We start from the raw sequence: 19,427 nt of genomic DNA, 5'->3' as shown, positions 1-19,427 counted from the left end.
AAATGCGACCAACCCGACACCCCTGATGGCGGATTCTAGGGGTCGTTGCAACGATGATGGTTAGTTTGGTTTGATGCTACCGGTTTGTGTGAGGGCGTTGGTCATGACTTCGGCTGGGGTGCGCCAGTTGAGTGCTTTGCGTGGTTTGTGGTTGTGAATGTTGGCGATCATTTCTAGGTCCTCGGCGCTGTAGATGGACAGGTCGCTGTTTTTGGGAAGGTTTCTTCTGAGCCTGCCGTTGGTGTTTTCGTTGCTGCCGCGTTCCCATGGTGATCCTGGATGGCAGAAGTAGATGGGAATGTCAGTGGCCATGGTAAAAGCTTTATGACCAGCCATTTCGCTTCCTTGGTCCCAGGTAATTGATGACCAGATAGCTTTATCGATTCCTGTAACTGCCTTGTGCAGGGCTGTGAATACTTCTTTGCTGGTATGCCTTCCCGGTAAGTGGCCAAGGACAACAAATCGGCTGACGCGTTCTACTAGCGTGATTACCGCTGATTGGTTGTTTTTACCGAGGATGAGGTCGCCTTCCCAGTGGCCTGGCAAAATACGTTCACTTACCTCATCTGGCCGGTCGTCTATGAGGATCATGTCGTCGACGAAGCGTTGCTGGGCAGGTGTGCTGGAGCGGGTTTGGCGTTTCTTGCGTTTCTTTCTACCGGTCGGCAAGTCCAGGCCAAGGTCTTTGAGTCTTCCTTTGGCCTGCAGGTAAAAGGCGTCATAAATCGTTTCGTGACTAATGCGCATGTCCTTATCAGTGGGGTAGTCGATGGGCAGGCGATTAGAAATCTCCTCAGGTGACCATTGTGCCCGCAATTGTGCGCATACATAGTCCCATAGTCTTTTGTTGGCTAGTAGTTTCGGTATTTTCGGCCGCAACCTCCGCGCACAGGCCTTTAACTGGGCTGTTTCTGCACGATACGGGCCTTCCGCACTGTGGTTTCTGCGTACTTCACGCTGAATTGACGATGCACTTCGCCCTAAACGGCGCCCAATCTCACGCAGTGGCACATCTTCGCGGAGAAGATCGGCGATGATGACGCGTTCTTCGAAGCAAATGTAGCGATTGCTGATGCGTTTATACGGATCTACCCCGCTAGGTAAGGCGGGAGGGGCAAGCCTTCCGGATTCGATGACATCATGGCGTTGGCGCAGCGCTTTCATAAGTCTGTTATACGTGCTGGCGTCTTCGCCGACGGGTATGAACTCTTCTCGTCGACCCTGGGATTTGGTGAGTCCTTTTTCGAAATCTAAACGCAGTCGACGATCAATTCCTACTGCCGTGCCAGCATCACCACCAGGCAGGCTCGCCAGCCGAAGGCGCAGGTATTCCACTCTTAACTGCGTCTGGCGGACTTTCCGAGCATACTGACTTAACCGGATATGGCACCCAGCTTCCGTAGCTACGGCATACGCAGCGGTAAGATGCATCCCACATCTTTTAGCAGCTTGGCGTACCGACAGTCCGCTTCGGACTAGCTCTACAAGCTGGACAGCCTGGCTGCCGCGGCGATCAACTCGTTTGGCTTTATACACGACTGGCAATCCAAAGGCATGGCAAAAATTCAAAGCATGCCCGTAATGACAGCCAAGCTCACCAGCCGCCGAACGGACACTACGCCCACTGCCAACCAAGGCAACTAAGCCACGACGATCCGATTCAGACAACGAATGAAACGGGCCAACAACCCCAGACACAACAACACCCTCCTAAGGGAAAGTGTTGCAACGACCCTCTGAACTCAAGGATGGGGTTGGCATATAAAAATCCCCTGGGTGCCAATGATGGACCCAGGGGAAGGGACAAGGGACTTAGTCGAACTGGCCCTGGACGATAGCTGCCGCATCCAGCGGGGTTACGTGATAGGAGATGGGGTTCTGGTTGGCGCCGGCCATAAGCGCGCCGGCACAGGAGTGGCCCGCGCCCATCATGTGGCCTAGCTCGTGGGCGATGGTGCCCTGGAGTGCCTCTGGGTACATCGCGTTAGGCATCTTGATGAAGACCATCTTGTGGTCTGGGTAGGCAGAGCCCTGCACGTAGCCGTTTGGGTCGGGCTTGTAGATGATGGCGATGGTGTCGTTATCGGCCTCAGAAGGCTTAACTTCCTTCAGCGAAGCCTTGCCCTTGAGCGCCTTGTTCCACTCGGCAACGGCAGCGTCAAGCTGCTTGCGGTATGGGAAGTTATCGGCCACTTTGTACTTCAGTACGCCATCTTTGAAATAGGGCTTTACGGAGTCTTCATCGTGGAGGATGGACGGATCCGGAACCGGCTTTCCTTCATTGGCCAGCTTGGTGATGGACTTGCACGTGCCCGGAGAGATAATGGAACGAACTGGGTCGCTCTTGGCGCTGGCGGCAGGTGCGGCAATGGTGCCGAGGATTGCGGCAGCAGCCACAGCGGTGGCGGACAGCTTCTTGAAGGAAGGCATGGGCAGTTAGTTACCTTTCAATTGATTTTAAGGTTCTCAGTGTGCATTTTTGCCAACAATGACCGTGGTTAGCGGCATTGTGTGAGCATCTTATGCGAGCGAGCATATATCAGGTTCTTATTATCCGCAAAGGGAAAAATAAGAATTGAAGGGACTAACTGCCTTCTTATCGTTTTAGTTCAGGCGTTCACCGGTGGTGGTGCTAAATAGATGCACTCGTTCTGGATCCGGGGAAACATAGAAAGAATCGCCCACCGCATAGCGGCTGCGGGCATTGACAAGGATTCCGGTCTGCCCACCCATGCGGGTTGAGGATTTGAGCACGCCGTCGGCGGAGCTCTTTCCCGTGGCGTCGCTAAGATCGCCGTAAACGTAGGTCTGATTGCCTAGCTCCTCGATGTGGGCGATTGTGAACTTCGCTCCGCTATTGCCGGTATCGCTTAGCCGCCAATCTTCAGGACGTATGCCCACGGTAACGGTTTCGACGCCATCGAAGTTGTAGTTGGACAGATTGATGCGGGTAGAACCGATGGTCAGCTCGGAGGAGTTATGAGTCAGGTCGTAGATATTCATCGCCGGGGAGCCAATGAAACCGGCCACGAAGACGTTCTGCGGGCGGTCATAAATGGCGCGAGTGGTATCCACCTGTTGCAGAACGCCAGCATTGAGGACGGCGACGCGGTCGCCCATGGTCATCGCCTCAGTCTGGTCGTGGGTGACATAAACAGTGGTGGTACCGAGTCGGCGCTGCAGGTTAGATATCTGCGCGCGGGTGGATACGCGCAGCTTGGCATCCAAATTAGAAAGCGGCTCGTCCATACAGAAAACTGCCGGCTCGCGGACGATGGCGCGTCCCATAGCTACGCGCTGGCGCTGGCCACCGGATAAATTTGCTGGTTTGCGGTCAAGTAGGTCTTCCATCTGCAAGATTTTTGCTGCTTCCTGCACGCGCGTCTTGATCTCGTTCTTGGGGACCTTTCGGTTTTCCAGCGCAAAGGACATATTCTGAGCCACGGACATATTGGGGTAGAGCGCATAGTTCTGAAAGACCATGGCCACGTCGCGGTCCGATGGGCTTACCCCAGTGACGTCCTTACCGCCGATGCGAATGGAGCCGCGGTCGGTGGGCTCGAGGCCCGCTAGCATGCGCAGGCTGGTGGACTTGCCACAGCCGGAAGGACCGACGAGAACCAAAAATTCGCCATCTGCAATATCCAGATTGAGGCGGTCAACGGCGGGACGTTCCGCGTCCTTGGAATAGATGCGGCTTGCGCCATCAAAAGTGACAGTAGCCATGGTTACCTTTCAGAATCTTTAGGGGAGTGGGGCGGCTGCGAGAGCCTACTTATTGATGACTGGCTTGACCTGGTTGTCGTAAATAGACTGCAGAGTCTTTTGCAGATCGGTAAGCACCTTGGTGACGTCATCGCGGTTGGTCACGATCTTTTCAAAAGCACCGCCGATTTCCTGGTCCGCGCCGGGGAGGAATACGCGGGCATTATCCTGCGGCCGGGTTTCTGGAAGCTGCTTGATAGCCGTTTCGAAGTTCGGGTTGTCCTTCATGAACTTCTTCTGGTCCTCGTTGTCCACCGCGGTGGAGCGCACCGGCATGTAGCCCACGTTCTGGGACCAGTAGCAGGTGTTTTCCTCATTGGTGATGAAGTCAATGAGCTTGATAGCAGCCAGCTGGCGGTTCTTGCTAATGCCGGCTGGGATTGCCAAACCTGCACCACCGGTGGGGCAGGCCCCGTCACCAGTCGGGTTAGGCAGGAAAGCGGTGCCGAGCTCGAATTTGGCGGTATCGGTAAGACCTGCTAGGTCACCGGTGGAGAGAACAGTGGCGGCAGCGCGGCCGGTGCCGAACTCCATGGCCATATCGTTGCCCACGTAGGAGTAGCCCTTCTTTTCATCGGTGATGTTCTTGAGCCACTCGACGGCCTTGATCGTCTTGTCATCGGTGAACTTCAGGTCCCACTCATCGGAATAAGCGCCGCCCTTGGACCATAGTGGGCCCTGGAAGATCCACCCCAGGTAGTCCACGGCATCGCCCCAGCCAAAGGGCTTCATCTTGGAATCCGCCTCGGCTAGCTTCTTGGACCACTCATCCATCTCGTCCCAGGACTTCGGGCCGCGGTCCGGCAGACCGGCCTTCTTCCAAGCATCCTTGTTGTAGTAAAACAGCGGCGTGGAGCGGGCGAAGGGGAGAGCAAAGTGGCCGCCATCGTAGTTGTAGTCCTCGTAGAGCGGCTGCACATAGGTAGACAGGTCGATGCCTGCTTCCTTCGCAAGGTCATCCACGTTGGCGATCTGGTCGTTGATGGCAAAGTTGTACCACCAGACGTCGGAAAGCACCACGATGTCCGGTAGATCTTGGCCGGTGAGCGCGGCATTGAACTTCTGTGCCGCCTCTTCGTAGTTCTTGCCGGCATCAACGAGATTTACCTTGATGTCCGGGTTCTCCTTTTCAAAGCGGGAGATGATTTCTTTTTCAATGTCCTTAGAGGTGCCCGGATGGTTGGACCACCAGGTCAGCTCGGTGACGTCACCGTCGCCGCCTTGATCTTTGCCACCTTGCGGGTTGGTGGAAGAGGTGCCGGCGCAGGCGGCCAGAGCGGTGGCAGAAGCGGCTGTGGAAGCGAGGGCGAGGAATTTGCGGCGTAGCATGTAATTCTCCTTGTAGTGCCTGGTTGAAGGCGGAAGGTTAAGCGAGTGGAAACGGCGAGCGTGGGTGGGGAAGAAGCCTTCTAGCCCTTCACGGCGCCAGTGGTCAGACCTTGAATCATGTATTTTTGCAAGGCTAGGAAGATGATCACCATAGGAATGATGGTGAGGATGGTGGCGGCCATAACCGGGCCCCAGTTGGTCACGCCATCGTTGTTTTGCAGCATGGTCAGGCCGACCTGCAGAGGAGCAACGTCCTCGGTATCGGCCATGAGGAACGGCCATAAGTAGGTGTTCCATTCATTGACCATGGTGATTACGGAAAACGCAGTCAGAGTAGGCCAAGAGACTGGAAGCAGCACCTTGGTAAGCAAGCGGATGGGGCCGGCACCGTCCATGCGAGCGGCTTCTACCAGCTCATAGGGCAGGGACAAGAAGTGGTTGCGCATCAAGAAGGTACCGAAGGCCACGCCGGCCAGTGGCACGATAATGCCCACAAATGTATTGCGCCAGCCCAAGGAATTGACTAGGGCGTAGTTGGAGATGACGGTGATTTCGCTCGGCACCATGAGTGAGGAAATAACCAACAGGAAAACTAGGTGGCGGCCGGGGAAGCGCAGGATGGCCAGCGCATAGGCGGAGATGACGCCCAGCACAATCTTGATGATGGAAAGCACCGCGGTTATCAGTACTGAGTTGCGCAGGTAGGTCCAGAATGGCACGCGCGTGGTGGCATCAGAGTAATTTCCGGTCTCCCATACTGGTGGTAGCCAGTTGACTGGATCTGTATAAATATCGCCCTTGGCCTTGAAAGACGTCATGAGGATCCAAAAGAGCGGTAGGCCAATAAGTAATAGCACCGCGAGGATACCCAGATAGCCACCTATAAGCTTGGCGCGGCGGGCGGTGGGGGATTCATCCGTGACCATGTGAAGGGTAGAAGTAGCCATGTGGGTTAACCTCGCTTATCCATGATGCGGACTTGGATCAGGGTGATGATGAGCAAAATCAGGAACAAGATGGTGGCGGCAGTTGCACCATAGCCGGCACGGAAGTTCACAAAGGTCTCGTTATAGATCTGGAAGACCAAAGTTTGCGTGCCGTTTCCTTGCGGGCCGCCACGGGTCATGACGTTGATGATGTCGAAGACCTGCACGGAATTGAGCAGGACCGTAATGGACAGGAAAAAGGTGGTATTGCGCAGCTGCGGCATCGTCACCCGCCAGAACTTACGCCAGCGCCCAGTGCCGTCGATAGCCGCGGCCTCATCCAACTCTTTGTCTAGGCCCTGTAGCGCCGCCAAGTAGATGACAAAGGTATAGCCCAGGTTTTTCCACACAAAGGTAAAAGTCACCATGAACATTGCCCAGCCCGGCACGGCATAGAAGTTGGGGGAGTCTACGCCGAACCAGCTGAGGATTTCCTGGATCAGGCCGAAGTTGGGGTCAAAGACGAACTGGAAAGCAATGCCAATGGCCGCGCCGGAGATGGCGTAGGGGGCAAAGACCACTGATCGCGCAAAATTGCGTCCTTTGATGTTTTGATTGAGTAACAATGCCAGCGCTAGACCAATGACCATGGAGCCAATGACCGCAAAGAACGTAAACACCAACGTGTTGAGGACGATGGTCCTCGTGTCATCGCGGGTAAACCACTCCACATAGTTGTCTAGGCCCACGAACGTGGAATTGGGGCTGGAAATATTCCAATTGAAAAAGGACAAGCGGATATTATCCAGCAGCGGCCGATAGGTAAATACAGCCAGCAATATCAGATTCGGTGCGAGCAGTAGGGCTGCCAGCAGCCATTCCTTGTGGCGATTGCGCGCTGCCTTGCGCACGAGCGCCGCAGAACCACTGGTGTTTTCCGTACCGGCGGGAGAGGCGGTTGTAGTGCCGGAGTTGCCGGCACTGAGAGAGTCTTCCTGAAAAGTCACTCGGTCAATTTAGGGCGGACAGGTGAAGCCTAGATACATGGAAAACAAACAATTGGTGAATTATAAAAGTCCGATTGGTTAAGAGTGATTGCACTATCGGGGACGTAGCATAACCGCAGCTCAAAGGCATATGGCCTGCATCGCGCCATTATTGAATTATGGTAGACATTACACCTTGACCATTTGCTGATCCTGCCAAAGGGACAACACGAGGAGGAAATAATGACCGTTCGCAGTGTCTGTAGCAACTAGGACTCCGTAAAGGTTTGGCAACAGCCGCTGTATAAGGATCTGCACCAGCACCCAGAGCTTTCCATGCAGGAAGAGCGCACTCTCGGCGTCATTAAAGACAAGCTCGCTGAGATTGGTTTTCAACAGGTAGAGGTAGGCGGCGGTGTGGTCGGCGTCTTAGAAAATGGTGCTGGGCCCACCGTTATGCTGCGCGCGGATTTTGATGGATTGCCGGTGCAGGAAGCCACCGGATTGGACTATGCCTCTACGGACAGTGCGGTCGATACTGAAGGAAATGCCGTGCCCGTCATGCATGCCTGTGGTCACGATTCACACGTGGCCAGCCTACTGGGCATGGGCGCGCTCATGGCGCAGGCTACCGACCAGTGGACTGGCACTCTGCAGCTCATTTTTCAACTGGGCGAGGAAATCGCCGCTGGTGCCCAGGCCATGGTGGATGACGGCCTCGTGGACAAGGTCGCCTCACCGGACGTAGTGCTAGGCCAACATGTCTTTGCCAGCCAATTTCCTGCCGGAACTGTCGCCTTGGCTTCGGGGCCTTTCATGTCCACCGCGGTAAGCATGGACGTTAAGGTCTATGGCCAAGGTTCACACGGCTCCATGCCGCATCTCAGCGTGGATCCAGTGGTGCTGGCCAGCTCCATCGTCATGCATTTGCAGACAGTTATCTCCCGCGAGCTCAATCCTTCCGAATTTGGCGTGCTCACCGTGGGAGCTATTAACGCTGGTTCGAAGGCCAATATTATTCCCTTCGAAGCCAGCCTAAAGATAAACGTACGAGCGTATAGCGAGCAGGTGCGCGATAAAATCACCAGCGCTATCGAACGCATCGTCAATGCAGAATGCCAAGCTGCCGGTAGCCCTAAGCCGGCGGAGTTTAGTTATCACGATTCCTACCCGCTTACCAGCAATGATGAGACCACCACAGCACGGCTAAAGGAAGCCTTCACCTCCCATTTTGGTGCCGAGCGCGTCCTTAATGCAGAACCCCTGACGGCTTCCGAAGATTTCTCCACCATTGCTCGCGCCTTCGGCGCTCCTTACTGCTTCTGGGTATTTTCCGGCCGCGACGAAGGAAAGGATGTGCCCAACCACAGCCCGCACTTTGCGCCGCTGCTCCAGCCCACGCTGCGTACCGGCACCGAAGCTTTGGTGGCCGCCGCTTTGAGCTACCTCGGTACTGCTGGCAGCGATTCCTAACTCTCTGCGGATCGATGATGTGATTGCACTTGGTGGGGAGAGGCTACGGAACTCCTCCTTGTTTCAGCCCGGGATGGATAAAACAGCTCCAGCGCCCGGGCCTCGCTTGGGGCCCTGGGCGCTGGAACTGGTTCTCTCTATCTCTCTTGCGTTCTCTCAAACGCATAAAGTTAAGGTAACTTCCTAGGCTGCCATGAGCCTACATTTTCCCTGTGAGTACCGTGGCAATGCTATGGGAAATGGGCAAATGGCACGTCGAACCAGCCTATAGGTGTGGAAAGCGATGGCCTTTGGGGCAATGAGCATTATCCACAAGGGTGGGTCTCTGCGTAGGATTCTAGGTGAACCACAAATGCGCTCTCGGGTTTCGGTTGGGGTCGAGAAGTCTTTAATTGGGCGCCAAGTGCTGTGCCAAAGGAGGAGATGTGTCACAACAATTTGATCCAGAAATGCACCGGCAAATGGGCGTGGAGGCAGACGTCGTATTGCGTGTGGGAATGCTTCTAATGGGTGCTGGCACTTCTGGTTATCGCGTACTGAGGGGGATGAAACGCAGCGCGCGAGCCTTGGGGTTTGATCACCTAGATGCCACAGTGGGTCTGACGCAGATTACCTGTACGTTTCACCGCGGCGAATACTTCCGGACGGTCATTGCTCGGCAACATTCTCCCGCAGTTGATGCCTCGCGGATTGAAGCCTTAGAAGATCTGACCCACAATCGCCTCTATGCAGGGATTACTGCCCAAGAATTGGCGGAGATGCTGGATGCTGTCGAGTTTGATATCAAAAAGCGCTGGAGCGGTTTAGTTCTATCCTTTGCCGCCGCGATAGCATGCGCGGCGTTTGCCTACCTTAACTTTTTCCCATTGGAAGCGGTGGGATTGGTTGCTTTGGCGGCGTTTGCGGGCCAGTTTGTTCGCTATACGTTGCTCCACCGGCACGTTCATCAAATCGGAGGAGTAATTGCTGGCGGCGCAACGGCGAGCATCGTTTTCTTCTGCTTGACGGAGATTTTTGGGGCCATTGGTTCGGTAGAGCCGAGTGAGTTGTCCTCGGGTTTTGTGGCAGCGGTTTTATTCTTAATTCCTGGGTTTCCCCTTTTCTCTGCTTTGATTGATATAGCGCGCTTTGATTTCGATGCAGGCATTGTCAGGTTGGGGTATGCCTTTACTGTTATATTTACGGCGGCCTTCACGGTCTCTATGGTCAGCTGGCTGACCAAACTTAGCCCTGACCCGCCTGCACCTGCACAGGATATGCAGTGGTTTTTGTTGGCACCGGTGGCAAGTTTTCTGGGAATTGCTGGATTTGCCTTTCTTTTCAATTCTTCCCGTCGCATGGTCTTAGTGGCAGCGTGCGTGGGAACCGTGGCAAATGAGCTCCGTTTGGTTCTTATTCACGCGGGAACAACCATTTTTTTTGCGGCCTTCGTGGGTGGACTGCTCATTGGGCTATTGGGCGCGGTTGCATCTAAAAAGGCGCGTCTTCCCCGTATTACAACGACCGTTCCGGCTGCAGTGATTATGATTCCGGGGGTGACAATGTTCCGGGCAGTGTTTTATTTAAACGATGGTCAGATGGATCAAGCTTTGGCCAACGTAGCAACCGGAATGATGGTAGTTGGATCTATTGGTGCCGGATTGGTGTTTTCTCGCCTGCTCACTGATAAGGATTGGGCGTTGGGTCGTCTCATTGATTTTGATAAAAAGCTTCCGCAGAGGCCTTCTTCCGCATGATGTCTAGGCTATAGCTAGGAAAATGCCTGTGGCCCTCAGCTCCAGAAGGAACCGAGGGTCACAGGCGTCTCTCTCATTGTTTCCATGTATCGGCTTCAAGCCGCCCTGTGGAAACTGCAGGGGGTTCTCTCTATCTCTCTCGTATGCGCTCTCTCAAACGCACGATCTCAGTATGGGGGATTGGGCTGTAGTGCTAATGGGGCCCGGCTGTTGGATTGCTGTACGTTGCTGGGAGTTAAGTGGGGAGGGCGTCGGGAAGCGCCGGAGCAATTGTCTTGTGTAACAGCAATGCACGGAAGTGACGTAAAACATATTCAATTTCTGTAAGGTGGAAGTTATGCGCGCAGCGAGGCTGCGCCGTTTTCACATGCTTGTATAGCTACAGAATTGAGGTGAGGAGCATGTCTCCTCTCACAGCCCGACCCCCAGCCAACGATGCCGTGCCGGCGCAGTCGGCCGAGGAAGCAGCAGAGGCCAAGCATCAACACCGCTCCGCCATTAAGGCGGCGTTTATTGGCACCTTCATCGAGTGGTTTGATTATGCGGCCTATATTTATATGTCCGCGATTATCTCTCGCGTATTCTTCCCTGAAATGGAGGGGCGCCGCGCGCTGATTATGACGTTTGCGCTGTTCGCGCTTTCCTTCCTGGTGCGACCACTCGGTGGCATCGTGTGGGGCCACTTTGGTGATAAGTACGGGCGTATCCACACGCTGACGGTGTCCATTGTGATGATGTCTGCAGCAACGGCCTGCATTGGTTTCCTGCCGGGCTATGCCACCATTGGCTTCGCCGCATCCCTTTTGCTGCTACTTTGCCGTATGGTCCAAGGCTTTTCCGCGGCCGGCGAATATGCCGGCGCGGCCACGCACTTGGCTGAAATTGCCCCGGCTGGAAAGCGCGGAATCTACTCCGCGGTCGTCCCGTCCGCCACGGCCTCGGGCCTGCTTTTGGGCTCGCTCATTGCAGCCCTGCTGACCGGTGTACTAGATGATGCCGCGCTGGATTCCTGGGGTTGGCGCGTGCCCTTCTTGATTGCGCTGCCGCTGGGCATGTATGGCCTGTGGATTCGCCGCCATACCGAGGAATCCTCCCGCTTTGAAGATCAAGATGCGCCGGAGAAATCGCCGCTGCGCGAGGTCCTTAAGTATCCCAAGGCTCTGGCCATTGCCTTTGCCGGTGCAGTTCTTAATGCTATTGGCTTCTACGTCATCTTGACCTACCTGCCTACCTACCTTTCGGAAGAGCTGGGTATGGCCGCAACTCCGGCTTTTATCGCCTCTTCGGTCGCGTCCGCATTCTATATAGGCTTTGCGCTGCTTACCGGTATGCTTTCGGATCGTCTGGGCCGCCGCACCACGATGCTGTGCGCAGCAGTATTTATGGGTATAAGTATCATTCCGGCCTTTATGTTGCTCGACGGCGCCGGGCTCCTCCTCGTCATCATTATTCAGGTTTGCTTGGGTGGCGTGCTGGCGCTTAACGACGGCGTCTTGCCGTCCTTTCTTTCCGAGCAATTTCCAACCCACGTGCGCCTTTCCGGCTTCGCGTTGACGTTTAATACGGCCAACGCCGTCTTTGGTGGTACGGCACCGATGATTGCTACTTGGCTTATCGACGTCACCGGTTTACAACTCGCCCCAGCCTTTTACCTTGTAGCTGCGGCGCTGGTGACCGGAACAGCGGTGCTCTTCGCTTCCAAGAAGAATAAGCTGCACGAGTAGAGAACTGGGTGGTAAAACGCCTGCGGCCCTCGGAACCGGAAGGAACCGAGGGCCGCAGGCGTCTCTCTCTACAAGGTGTTTCCATGTATCGGCTTCAAGCCGCCCTCTGGAAACTGAGGGGTTCTCTCTATCTCTCTCGTATGCGCTCTCTCAAACGCATGATTTAAGTATGGGGTATCGGGCTGCTACCGCAATGGATTGTGGCTGATAGGTCCCTGCTAGTTGCTGAAAGTTTACTGTTAGCGCCTTTTCCACCTAGTAGTCATAACTTTCGGAGGTATTCGCATCAGCCCCAATGCGCTGCAAATGGGTGCGGCGCTTTAGGCGAATGGCCGGACGGGCCGCCATGCCGAGGCTGCCGAGGAGGTAGAAGATGGTGGCGATCATCGACAACCTAGCAAGCGTCAGCACCGAACCAAGGATGAAGACTACGGAGATGGCGATATCGTTGGTGATAGAGAAAGTCTCGTATTTGTTTCTGATTTTGATTTCGTTGTTATGCCCGAGCTTTATTGTGAGGTCGGGATCCTTTTCCTGTTCTGCCATGATGACTCCCGCTCTGCCAGACAGGAAAAGCCCTTGCCGAATCATGTTTGTGGGATTATTGGAACATTCCCCAAATGGTGGCAAAGAGCACGATTAGGCCCATAATCGCCACGAAATAGTTGGTCTTCTTGCCTCGGAAGCGGGCTAGTGCCTCCACTCGGTAGATGACCCAGATGGGCAACAGGTAGGTCATGAAGGCGAAAAAGACACCACCTGCTACGGAAATCATGTCCAGGATGGAAGGGTTGAAGATGCCAACAAGGGAAGTCGCGACGAAAATGAAAAGGTAGGTCCATAGATCTAGCGTGCGCGTGGACATCTTCTTCGTAGTTTTTGGTGCCGCTAGGTGGAAAAGGTACTGGGTTCCCTCGATGGTGCCGAGCGCGTGGCCAAAGTAGGAGGAGGCCACGGTACAGATGACGACGATGGGGGCCATGTAGGCCATGAATGGGGTACCGGTTTCATTGGCGAAGTAAGACAGTACCGGCAGGTTCTTATCATTGGCTTCCTGCATGCCATCCGCGCCCATTGCTAAGGCGCAGGACCAAACAAAGAACATGGTGAAAATGGTCAGCAGAATAGCGGAATTGCGGATGACCTTATCGGACTGTGCGTGGTGGTCCGCCCCGTACTCTTTCTCCATGCCTAGGGAGAACTGGGAGATAGCGGCAACGAAGGAGAAGGAGAAAACCAATACGGGAAGGATAAGAATAATGGCTTTGATAACGCCGCCAGCGGTGTGATCGCCGGCCTCCATGAAGGACCCGAGGTCCCATTGTGGAATGAGGTAGAGCGATACTGCTGCCAGCGCCACGATGAGCGGGTAAACCACGAATTGGGCGATCTTCAACATGATGGCATTGCCAAAGGCAAGTGCCAGCGTCATCAGTCCAACGCACAGCGGCGCCAAGATGTAGCGGGAGATTTCTGGGCCGCCCAGCTGGTTGACGATGAAGCTATCGACCGTATTGGTAATGGATACGCCGTAAATGAGCACCACTGGGAAGATGGTGAACCAATAAATGATGGCTAGGATGATGCCATTGCCGCGGCCAAAGAAGTGGGTAAGCACCGCAAGGACGTCTTCGCCGTGCAGTGGCGAGTAGCTGATGATCCATGAGAAGGCGCGGTGGGCCAGGTAGGTCATCGGGAAGATGAGCAAGGTGGCTACGAGAAGCGGAATGAAGCCAAAGCTGCCCGCGGAAATAGGCAGGAAGAGGATGCCTGCACCCACGGCCGTGCCGAAGAGCGTGATGGTCCATTGGCTGTTGACGGCCTTATTGGTAGTGACCTGGCCGGTGGTGACTGTTCTTCTATTGCCGGTTGTAGGTGGACCGACCGGAGAAGCAGAAGAATCCGCAGTCTGCTGAGACATAAAATTCATCCTTGGTTGGTATGTGAACGGGATAACACATACAACCTATCCCACTGTAGTAGTGAACGAAAGTAATTTAGTGATCTAAGCCAAATAATTTTAATAGCCGCTGTACCGAGACCAGTACAGCGGCTTAAGAAAAGCGTGCAAGGGACTTTGCTCTAGTCTGCGATCAAGTTTTCTTCCTTTAAGAAGTCGAGTGCCACTGTGGTGTAATCCTCGCCATCAACGTCGACTCGGGCATTGAGTTCCTGCATCTTTTCATCGGTAAGAAGCTCCGAAAGCGGAGCGAAAAGTTCCTCAATTTCGGGATGTTCGTCCAAGACTTCGGTGCGAACAACCGGGGCAAGGTTGTATTTGGGGAAGAATAAATCAGGATCTGTAAGCACCTGTAGATTGAGCGCCTTAATGCGGCCGTCAGTGGCAAAGACAGACCCAAAGGTACACTCGCCTTTATCTAGTGCGGCATATACTGCGCCGGAGTCCATTTCCTTAATACGACTACGCGGCGGCGCTTCCACCCCGTAGCTTTCCAGCATGGGCAGGAGCCCGTCATTGCGAGCTAGAAACTCCGCATCGGTGCAAAAGGTTTGCTGCTCTGGTGGGAGCTTCTTGATATCCGCAAGAGATTCAAGGCCAGATTCTTGGTGAGATTTTCCGCTCGTGGCTAAGGCGTAGGTATTATTCATTGGCGCCGGCGACAACCAAGAAAGCCCATTTTCTTTATCAACCTTTTCCACCGCCGCATATTGTTCCTGCGAACCAGGAACCGGATTGTCGTGTCCCAAATAAGTAATCCAAGCGGTTCCTGTGTACTCAAACATCGTGTCCAAATCGCCAACCTGAAGTGCTTGGCGAGCAGAGGTGGAGCCCGGAACGTTGGTGAGATCCTTTACGTTCGCACCTGCTGATTGCAGCAAGATGGCGCCGATTTTTCCCAAGATAATCTGCTCGGTGAAGTTTTTCGAACCGATGGAAATGTTCTCGCCCGCCAGATCAATCTTGGAGAGATCGCCTTGCAGGTCACCGCTCGGGATCAATCCGCCGGCGGTCCCGAGTCCACAGCCAGCTAGGAAGAAGGTACCCGCAGCGGTAAGCGTTGCCATTAAGCGTTTCATTTGACCATTCCCTTCGGGGTAAACGCGAGTTCCAATACCCGGCCTACCCACTCGATTGCCAAGGCCAAAGCTGCTATCAGTACCGCGCCAGAAATAAGAATTGGGTTGCGATAGAGGTTGATACCGGAGGTAATCAGACCGCCGAGCCCACCGGCATCAATAAAAGTGGCGAAGGCACCTGCGCCTACTAGGAGAACGAGGGAGGTGCGTACGCCATTCATGATGACAGGCAGAGCGAGCGGAAGTTCGACCTTCATTAGCACCTGGAGCGGGGACATACTAAGCCCGTGGGCTGCCTCGATGAGCTGCTTGTCGACGCCCCTTAAACCCGCAATGACATTAGCCAATACCGGTAAGAAGGCGTAGAACCATAACCCGAGGATGGCTACCGGAGTGCCGAATCCGAGCCAGATAGCGAGGAGCACGATGACGCCTACCACGGGAGCGGCCTGACCAATGTTGGCGATTGCCGTGACTACCGGCGCGAGAAACTGGGTTGATTGCCTTGTTAGCACAATGCCTAAAGGAATAGCAGTAGCGATGACTAAAAGCGCAGACACGATGACGAGCACTAGGTGCTCCCACGCTAATGTCGCTACCGAGTTGAGTTCCAGCGTGCGGGCCTCGATCTCGTCAAGATCTGCGGTGGCATGCCAGATTAGCCATCCAACTACCGCTACGATTACAAGGACGGGGATGCCAAAAATCAGTAGGCGGTTTTCTCCGCTGAGTCGCTTAAACTTCTCCACTGGTGCCTCCCTCGCTGCGGGGATTATGTGCCTCGGAATTGATGTGGCGAATATAGTCATTGACCGTGTCGTAGAGCAGAACACCTTCAAACTTGCCGCGGCGAGTAACCAAGGCGCCGCCGTGGGAGGAAGCAAGCATTGCTGACATAGCGTCGCTAAGCGTCGAGCGTGCTTCCACTGTTGAGGCCAACTCGAGGTTCGGTTCAGGAATGACATCAAAGCGGCTGAGCTGGCGCTTAGTGATCCATTCGCGCGGATGATCGTGTTCGTCTAGGACAACGACGGTGTCTTCTCCCATATCCGCCAAGCGCTCGAGAACCTCGTTCGCTTTCTCGCCTATGCGCGCAATAGGAGGAGACCACAGCGTGAGCTCATCTGCACGCCGCAAGTTCAACTGCTTTAGCGCGGAACCAGAACCGATGAAATCCTCTACAAAGTCATTAGACGGGGCAGCAAGGATATTTTCTGGCGTATCGTACTGGCTAATTTGCGCGCCGGGCTCAAAGATAAGAATGCGGTGTCCCAGTTTTATCGCCTCATCGATATCGTGGGTAACGCACACAATAGTTTTCTTCAGTTCCGACTGGATGTTGACTAGCTGCATCCTGCAGGTGGGTGCGGGTTATCGGGTCGACTGCGCCAAAGGGCTCATCCATGAGAACCACCGGAGGATCGGCCGCGAGGCCGCGAGCTACTCCTACGCGCTGTTGCTGACCGCCCGAAAGTTCGCGGGGGAAGCGGTCTCGGTAAATTGCGGGATCGAGACCCACCATGTCCAAAAGCTCGTCGGTGCGTTGCGCGATCTTGTCTGACTTCCACTTCTTAAGCTTTGGCACGAGTGCAATATTGTCTGCTACGGACATATGAGGAATGAGACCTCCACCTTGGATGACATATCCGATATCTCGGCGCAGTTGAGTGGGGTTCTTCTTTGTAACGTCCTCGCCGTTAATGCGGATCTCACCGCTTGTGGGCTCGACAAGGCGATTAATCATTTTGAGAGAGGTAGTTTTTCCGCAGCCAGAAGGGCCTACAAATGCCACGAGTTCGCCGGCGGGAATACTGAAAGACAAATCCTTGACCGCGGGGGACTTCTGCCCAGGGTAGGATTTGGTCACGTGGTCAAAGACGATTTCAGCACCGCTGGTCTCGCGAGTGGAAGCCGAGCGTGATTGCTGTTCTTGTGTCATGCGGAAATGCCTTTCGGGGTGGTCAGTTTCTGGATACCGGCGAGAATCGCATCCACGACAAGTGCGATTACTACAACGCCGAGTGTGCCGACGAGCGTGTAGTTCAAGGCGTTGGTACCTCCAATTTGGCTTAGGCCGGAATAGATATAGCCTCCCAAGCCTGGTCCAAGTGCATAAGCTGCGATGGCGGCAACGCCCATGGACATCTGGGTAGCAACGCGGATATCTGTCATGATGATTGGCCAGGCAAGCGGCAAGCGGATGCGAAATAAGACGGCCGCTTTGCTCATGCCTTGTCCGCGTGCAGATTCAATGATGGACGGTTCCACTGTGTTTAGGCCGACGATTGCGTTGCGCAATATGGGCAGCACTGCGTAGAAGATCACGAGAACTACAGACGGCACCGTACCGATCCCAAAGAGTGGAATGGCTAGACCAAGAAGTGCAAGTGACGGGAGAGTAAGGCCGATGGAAGAAAGGGCATTGGCTAAGGCTGCGCTGCGGGGACGCTGTGCCACGAAAATTGCAATAGCAAGTGCGATTATCAGCGCTACGGTTACGGATTGAAGGACCAAGCTGGTGTGTTGATAGCTGCGGAAGAGGATGTCCTGCCAGCGCGCAGCGATAAATTCTGTCATTTCATCACCTTTAAGAAAGAAGGAGAGAAGGGGAGCAAGAGTGTTTGAGCTTCTTTAGTTCTCCCTTCTATCAGGAATGACGTACTGACTAAGGATACAAAGTTGGAAGTAGGGCGGCTAGTGGAAGAATTCAATTGGGGGTGGGGAGGTTGTTCATTAGGTATGCGAACCTATAGACGAAAAGAAGACCGCTGCACCCAAATAGTGCAGCGGTCTTCGGTCTGGAGGGTTTAGGAGATTACGTTCCTTAAGGAGAAGTTAGACGTTCCTAGAACAGGCCTTCGTTCTTCTTTCCGAAGTCATTCAGGGTGTGCTCGCGGGAGTCAACGTTCTGGTCGTTGTGCTTGGAGTCATCACCCTTGATGCGGGAGGTCTGGGTGACCTCGATGTTATTGATGAGGCGGCCTTCCTTGGTGTTGCCGTCGCCGAAGTCCAGGTTTGCGATGCGAGCTTCTTCGCCAGCGTTAATCGGGTTAGCCAGGGTTACCTCGAAGGAGCGGGTGGAGGTCTTCTCGTCAAAGCCCAAGTCACGGATGTGTGCGCCGTTGGAGGAACGCGGGGTGATGAGGCGGTCGACGCCCTTCGGGCCCTTTGCGGTCTTCACGTCCACGCGGAACTGGGTAGCTGGGAACTCGCCGTAGTAGCGCTCGGAGCCAACGTTCTTGGCACGAACTGCAACGGTGCCTGCGAAGCCAGCGTGCTTAGCGCCGGATACGGTCATATACGGCTCAAGGTCGAGCTTGTGCTTGGAGTCCTTCTTGTCCTCCTTGGCGTCAACCTCTTCCTGCTTCTTTTTGTCAGCGGCCTCTTCGTTCTTGCCCTCTGCCTCAGAAACCTTCTCGGACTCTTCCTTGGCATTGCCCTCGGAGTCCTTGATTACCTCTGCGTCAGCCTCGAGGTCCTTGTCCTCTTCAACAACCTTCGGGTCGTTGACGTCGGTGGTGTTCTGAGCGTCCTTGTTAGGAGCGTAGGAATCAGACAGCTTGTCGTACAGCTTGACGCGAACCTCGTTCTTTACCGGCTGCATTGCGTTCCAAGCAGTCGGGGTGGACCAGGTGCCGTTTGGCTTGCAGTACTGCTGGGTGCCGCTCATGTTCAGCACGCGGAAGCCGTAGGTAGCCTCACCGGTGTGGTTTGGCGGAACATCGTAAGGTCCGATGGACTGGCCAGCATCCCAGGACAGGGAGTAGGAAGCGCTAGCGCCGATCTTGGTGGCGATCTCGTGGGAGATGCCCACGGAGCCCTCAGCGCCCTTGCCGGAGCCCTTGCCGCCCAGGTTCATGGACGTGGTCTCGGTGCGGTCACCGTTGACGGAAAGGGAGATGGACTGAGACTTGGACAGATCCTGCTGCAGCGGGATGTCCTTCTTGGTCTGGTTGGTGGTGGAGATGGTGCCGGCCGGCAGGAAACGATCGGAAACTTTGTAGACCACGGTGCGGTGGTCCTCCCACGGGTTACATACCGGGCGAGGGTTCAGGATATTCGCCTTCATGTGGTCGGAACCGTGGGTGGTGTGGATGATCGGCAGATCCGGGTTCAGGGCCGGGGTCTCCGGGTAGGACTCGGTCTGGGTGGTGGCGCCAGCCAGAGGTGCCGCGAATGCGGTGCCGGTGACGATGAGGCCGGCGGTCAGGCCGGTTATGCGACGACGAATCGACATCTAGAACTTCTCCTTGCGAAGGTAGAAAATGAATGAACTTATGAATGAAATCCAGCAACTCATACTGTTGCGCTAAGAAAACGCTAAAACAGGCTCAGAATAAATTCATCTCTTAGATGTCTATATATTTATGGTTTTAGGGGCAGGTATTTTTTATATAGACCAAGCTGTTTATTAGGGGTTGGACCCGCTGAGTGGGCAATAGTGATTAA

The 19,427-nt window shown here is 54.7% G+C and carries 15 protein-coding genes and 1 pseudogene; 3 read left to right on the top strand and 13 right to left on the bottom strand.

Going from position 1 to position 19,427, the window contains the following annotated elements; genetic code table 11:
* Positions 1 to 60: 60 nt before the first annotated feature.
* The 6 genes from L8V01_RS06415 to L8V01_RS06390 all read right to left on the bottom strand — a co-directional run bounded on the left by L8V01_RS06415 (position 61) and on the right by L8V01_RS06390 (position 7,027).
* Complete coding sequence (locus L8V01_RS06415; RefSeq protein WP_005325260.1) at positions 61 to 1,698, bottom strand: IS30 family transposase; 1,638 nt, start codon at positions 1,696 to 1,698, stop codon at positions 61 to 63.
* A gap of 114 nt (positions 1,699 to 1,812) precedes the next feature.
* On the bottom strand, positions 1,813 to 2,430 hold the full coding sequence (locus tag L8V01_RS06410; protein ID WP_269946295.1) for a M48 family metalloprotease: 618 nt from the start codon (positions 2,428 to 2,430) through the stop codon (positions 1,813 to 1,815).
* Positions 2,431 to 2,604: 174 nt separating this feature from the next.
* A complete protein-coding gene (locus tag L8V01_RS06405) occupies positions 2,605 to 3,726 on the bottom strand; it encodes an ABC transporter ATP-binding protein (protein WP_269946294.1) in 1,122 nt (373 codons plus the stop codon).
* 45 nt (positions 3,727 to 3,771) lie between these two features.
* Positions 3,772 to 5,094 carry an ABC transporter substrate-binding protein gene (locus L8V01_RS06400; RefSeq protein WP_269946293.1) on the bottom strand — a complete coding sequence of 441 codons (1,323 nt, stop codon included), beginning with the start codon at positions 5,092 to 5,094 and terminating at the stop codon, positions 3,772 to 3,774.
* 80 nt (positions 5,095 to 5,174) lie between these two features.
* Positions 5,175 to 6,020: a carbohydrate ABC transporter permease gene (locus L8V01_RS06395; protein ID WP_269946466.1), complete on the bottom strand. Its 846-nt coding sequence runs from the start codon at positions 6,018 to 6,020 to the stop codon at positions 5,175 to 5,177.
* Between the two features lie 26 nt (positions 6,021 to 6,046).
* On the bottom strand, positions 6,047 to 7,027 hold the full coding sequence (locus L8V01_RS06390; protein WP_269946292.1) for a carbohydrate ABC transporter permease: 981 nt from the start codon (positions 7,025 to 7,027) through the stop codon (positions 6,047 to 6,049).
* A 279-nt stretch (positions 7,028 to 7,306) separates the two neighbouring features.
* Between L8V01_RS06390 and L8V01_RS06385 the strand changes: the two genes are divergently transcribed.
* The 3 genes from L8V01_RS06385 to L8V01_RS06375 all read left to right on the top strand — a co-directional run bounded on the left by L8V01_RS06385 (position 7,307) and on the right by L8V01_RS06375 (position 11,939).
* Positions 7,307 to 8,479, top strand: coding sequence for an amidohydrolase (locus L8V01_RS06385; RefSeq protein WP_269946465.1), 1,173 nt, complete (start codon positions 7,307 to 7,309; stop codon positions 8,477 to 8,479).
* Positions 8,480 to 8,940: 461 nt separating this feature from the next.
* The gene (locus L8V01_RS06380) at positions 8,941 to 10,215 is read left to right on the top strand and encodes a threonine/serine exporter family protein (RefSeq protein ID WP_269946464.1); all 1,275 of its coding nucleotides are present in this window, start codon (positions 8,941 to 8,943) and stop codon (positions 10,213 to 10,215) included.
* Positions 10,216 to 10,616: 401 nt separating this feature from the next.
* Positions 10,617 to 11,939, top strand: coding sequence for an MFS transporter (locus L8V01_RS06375; RefSeq protein WP_269946291.1), 1,323 nt, complete (start codon positions 10,617 to 10,619; stop codon positions 11,937 to 11,939).
* A gap of 255 nt (positions 11,940 to 12,194) precedes the next feature.
* Here L8V01_RS06375 and L8V01_RS06370 read toward each other — a convergent pair whose 3' ends face one another.
* From L8V01_RS06370 to L8V01_RS06340, 7 genes and pseudogenes are all read right to left on the bottom strand, one after another.
* Positions 12,195 to 12,485 (bottom strand): YrhK family protein, encoded by a 291-nt coding sequence (locus L8V01_RS06370; RefSeq protein ID WP_269946290.1) that lies wholly within the window; start codon positions 12,483 to 12,485, stop codon positions 12,195 to 12,197.
* 55 nt (positions 12,486 to 12,540) lie between these two features.
* On the bottom strand, positions 12,541 to 13,860 hold the full coding sequence (locus tag L8V01_RS06365; protein ID WP_269946289.1) for an amino acid permease: 1,320 nt from the start codon (positions 13,858 to 13,860) through the stop codon (positions 12,541 to 12,543).
* A 161-nt stretch (positions 13,861 to 14,021) separates the two neighbouring features.
* Positions 14,022 to 14,978 carry a glycine betaine ABC transporter substrate-binding protein gene (locus tag L8V01_RS06360; protein ID WP_269946288.1) on the bottom strand — a complete coding sequence of 319 codons (957 nt, stop codon included), beginning with the start codon at positions 14,976 to 14,978 and terminating at the stop codon, positions 14,022 to 14,024.
* A complete protein-coding gene (locus L8V01_RS06355) occupies positions 14,975 to 15,727 on the bottom strand; it encodes an ABC transporter permease (protein ID WP_269946287.1) in 753 nt (250 codons plus the stop codon). The genes L8V01_RS06360 and L8V01_RS06355 overlap by 4 nt, the downstream gene beginning before the upstream one ends.
* Positions 15,714 to 16,917: pseudogene (locus tag L8V01_RS06350) on the bottom strand (ABC transporter ATP-binding protein). Before L8V01_RS06350 ends, L8V01_RS06355 begins: the two are co-directional and overlap by 14 nt.
* Positions 16,914 to 17,555, bottom strand: coding sequence for an ABC transporter permease (locus L8V01_RS06345; protein ID WP_269946286.1), 642 nt, complete (start codon positions 17,553 to 17,555; stop codon positions 16,914 to 16,916). Before L8V01_RS06345 ends, L8V01_RS06350 begins: the two are co-directional and overlap by 4 nt.
* A 268-nt stretch (positions 17,556 to 17,823) precedes the next feature.
* Entirely contained in the window at positions 17,824 to 19,215 is a 1,392-nt protein-coding gene (locus L8V01_RS06340) for a hypothetical protein (RefSeq protein WP_269946285.1), read from the bottom strand.
* Positions 19,216 to 19,427 lie beyond the last annotated feature (212 nt).

It is taken from the genome of Corynebacterium curieae, from assembly GCF_027570035.1.
Classification (GTDB): domain Bacteria; phylum Actinomycetota; class Actinomycetes; order Mycobacteriales; family Mycobacteriaceae; genus Corynebacterium; species Corynebacterium curieae.
The sequence above is the reverse complement of the archived record's forward strand: the minus strand, read 5'-3'. Positions and strand labels throughout refer to the sequence as shown.

Excerpts from the sequence above, each read along its gene's own strand:
- L8V01_RS06365 (WP_269946289.1), bottom strand. The coding sequence starts at position 13,860 with ATGTCTCAGCAGACTGCGGATTCTTCTGCTTCTCCGGTCGGTCCACCT.
- L8V01_RS06340 (WP_269946285.1), bottom strand. The coding sequence starts at position 19,215 with ATGTCGATTCGTCGTCGCATAACCGGCCTGACCGCCGGCCTCATCGTC.
- L8V01_RS06405 (WP_269946294.1), bottom strand. The coding sequence starts at position 3,726 with ATGGCTACTGTCACTTTTGATGGCGCAAGCCGCATCTATTCCAAGGAC.
- L8V01_RS06395 (WP_269946466.1), bottom strand. The coding sequence starts at position 6,020 with ATGGTCACGGATGAATCCCCCACCGCCCGCCGCGCCAAGCTTATAGGT.
- L8V01_RS06400 (WP_269946293.1), bottom strand. The coding sequence starts at position 5,094 with ATGCTACGCCGCAAATTCCTCGCCCTCGCTTCCACAGCCGCTTCTGCC.
- L8V01_RS06375 (WP_269946291.1), top strand. The coding sequence starts at position 10,617 with ATGTCTCCTCTCACAGCCCGACCCCCAGCCAACGATGCCGTGCCGGCG.
- L8V01_RS06410 (WP_269946295.1), bottom strand. The coding sequence starts at position 2,430 with ATGCCTTCCTTCAAGAAGCTGTCCGCCACCGCTGTGGCTGCTGCCGCA.
- L8V01_RS06360 (WP_269946288.1), bottom strand. The coding sequence starts at position 14,978 with ATGAAACGCTTAATGGCAACGCTTACCGCTGCGGGTACCTTCTTCCTA.
- L8V01_RS06370 (WP_269946290.1), bottom strand. The coding sequence starts at position 12,485 with ATGGCAGAACAGGAAAAGGATCCCGACCTCACAATAAAGCTCGGGCAT.
- L8V01_RS06380 (WP_269946464.1), top strand. The coding sequence starts at position 8,941 with ATGGGCGTGGAGGCAGACGTCGTATTGCGTGTGGGAATGCTTCTAATG.
- L8V01_RS06345 (WP_269946286.1), bottom strand. The coding sequence starts at position 17,555 with ATGACAGAATTTATCGCTGCGCGCTGGCAGGACATCCTCTTCCGCAGC.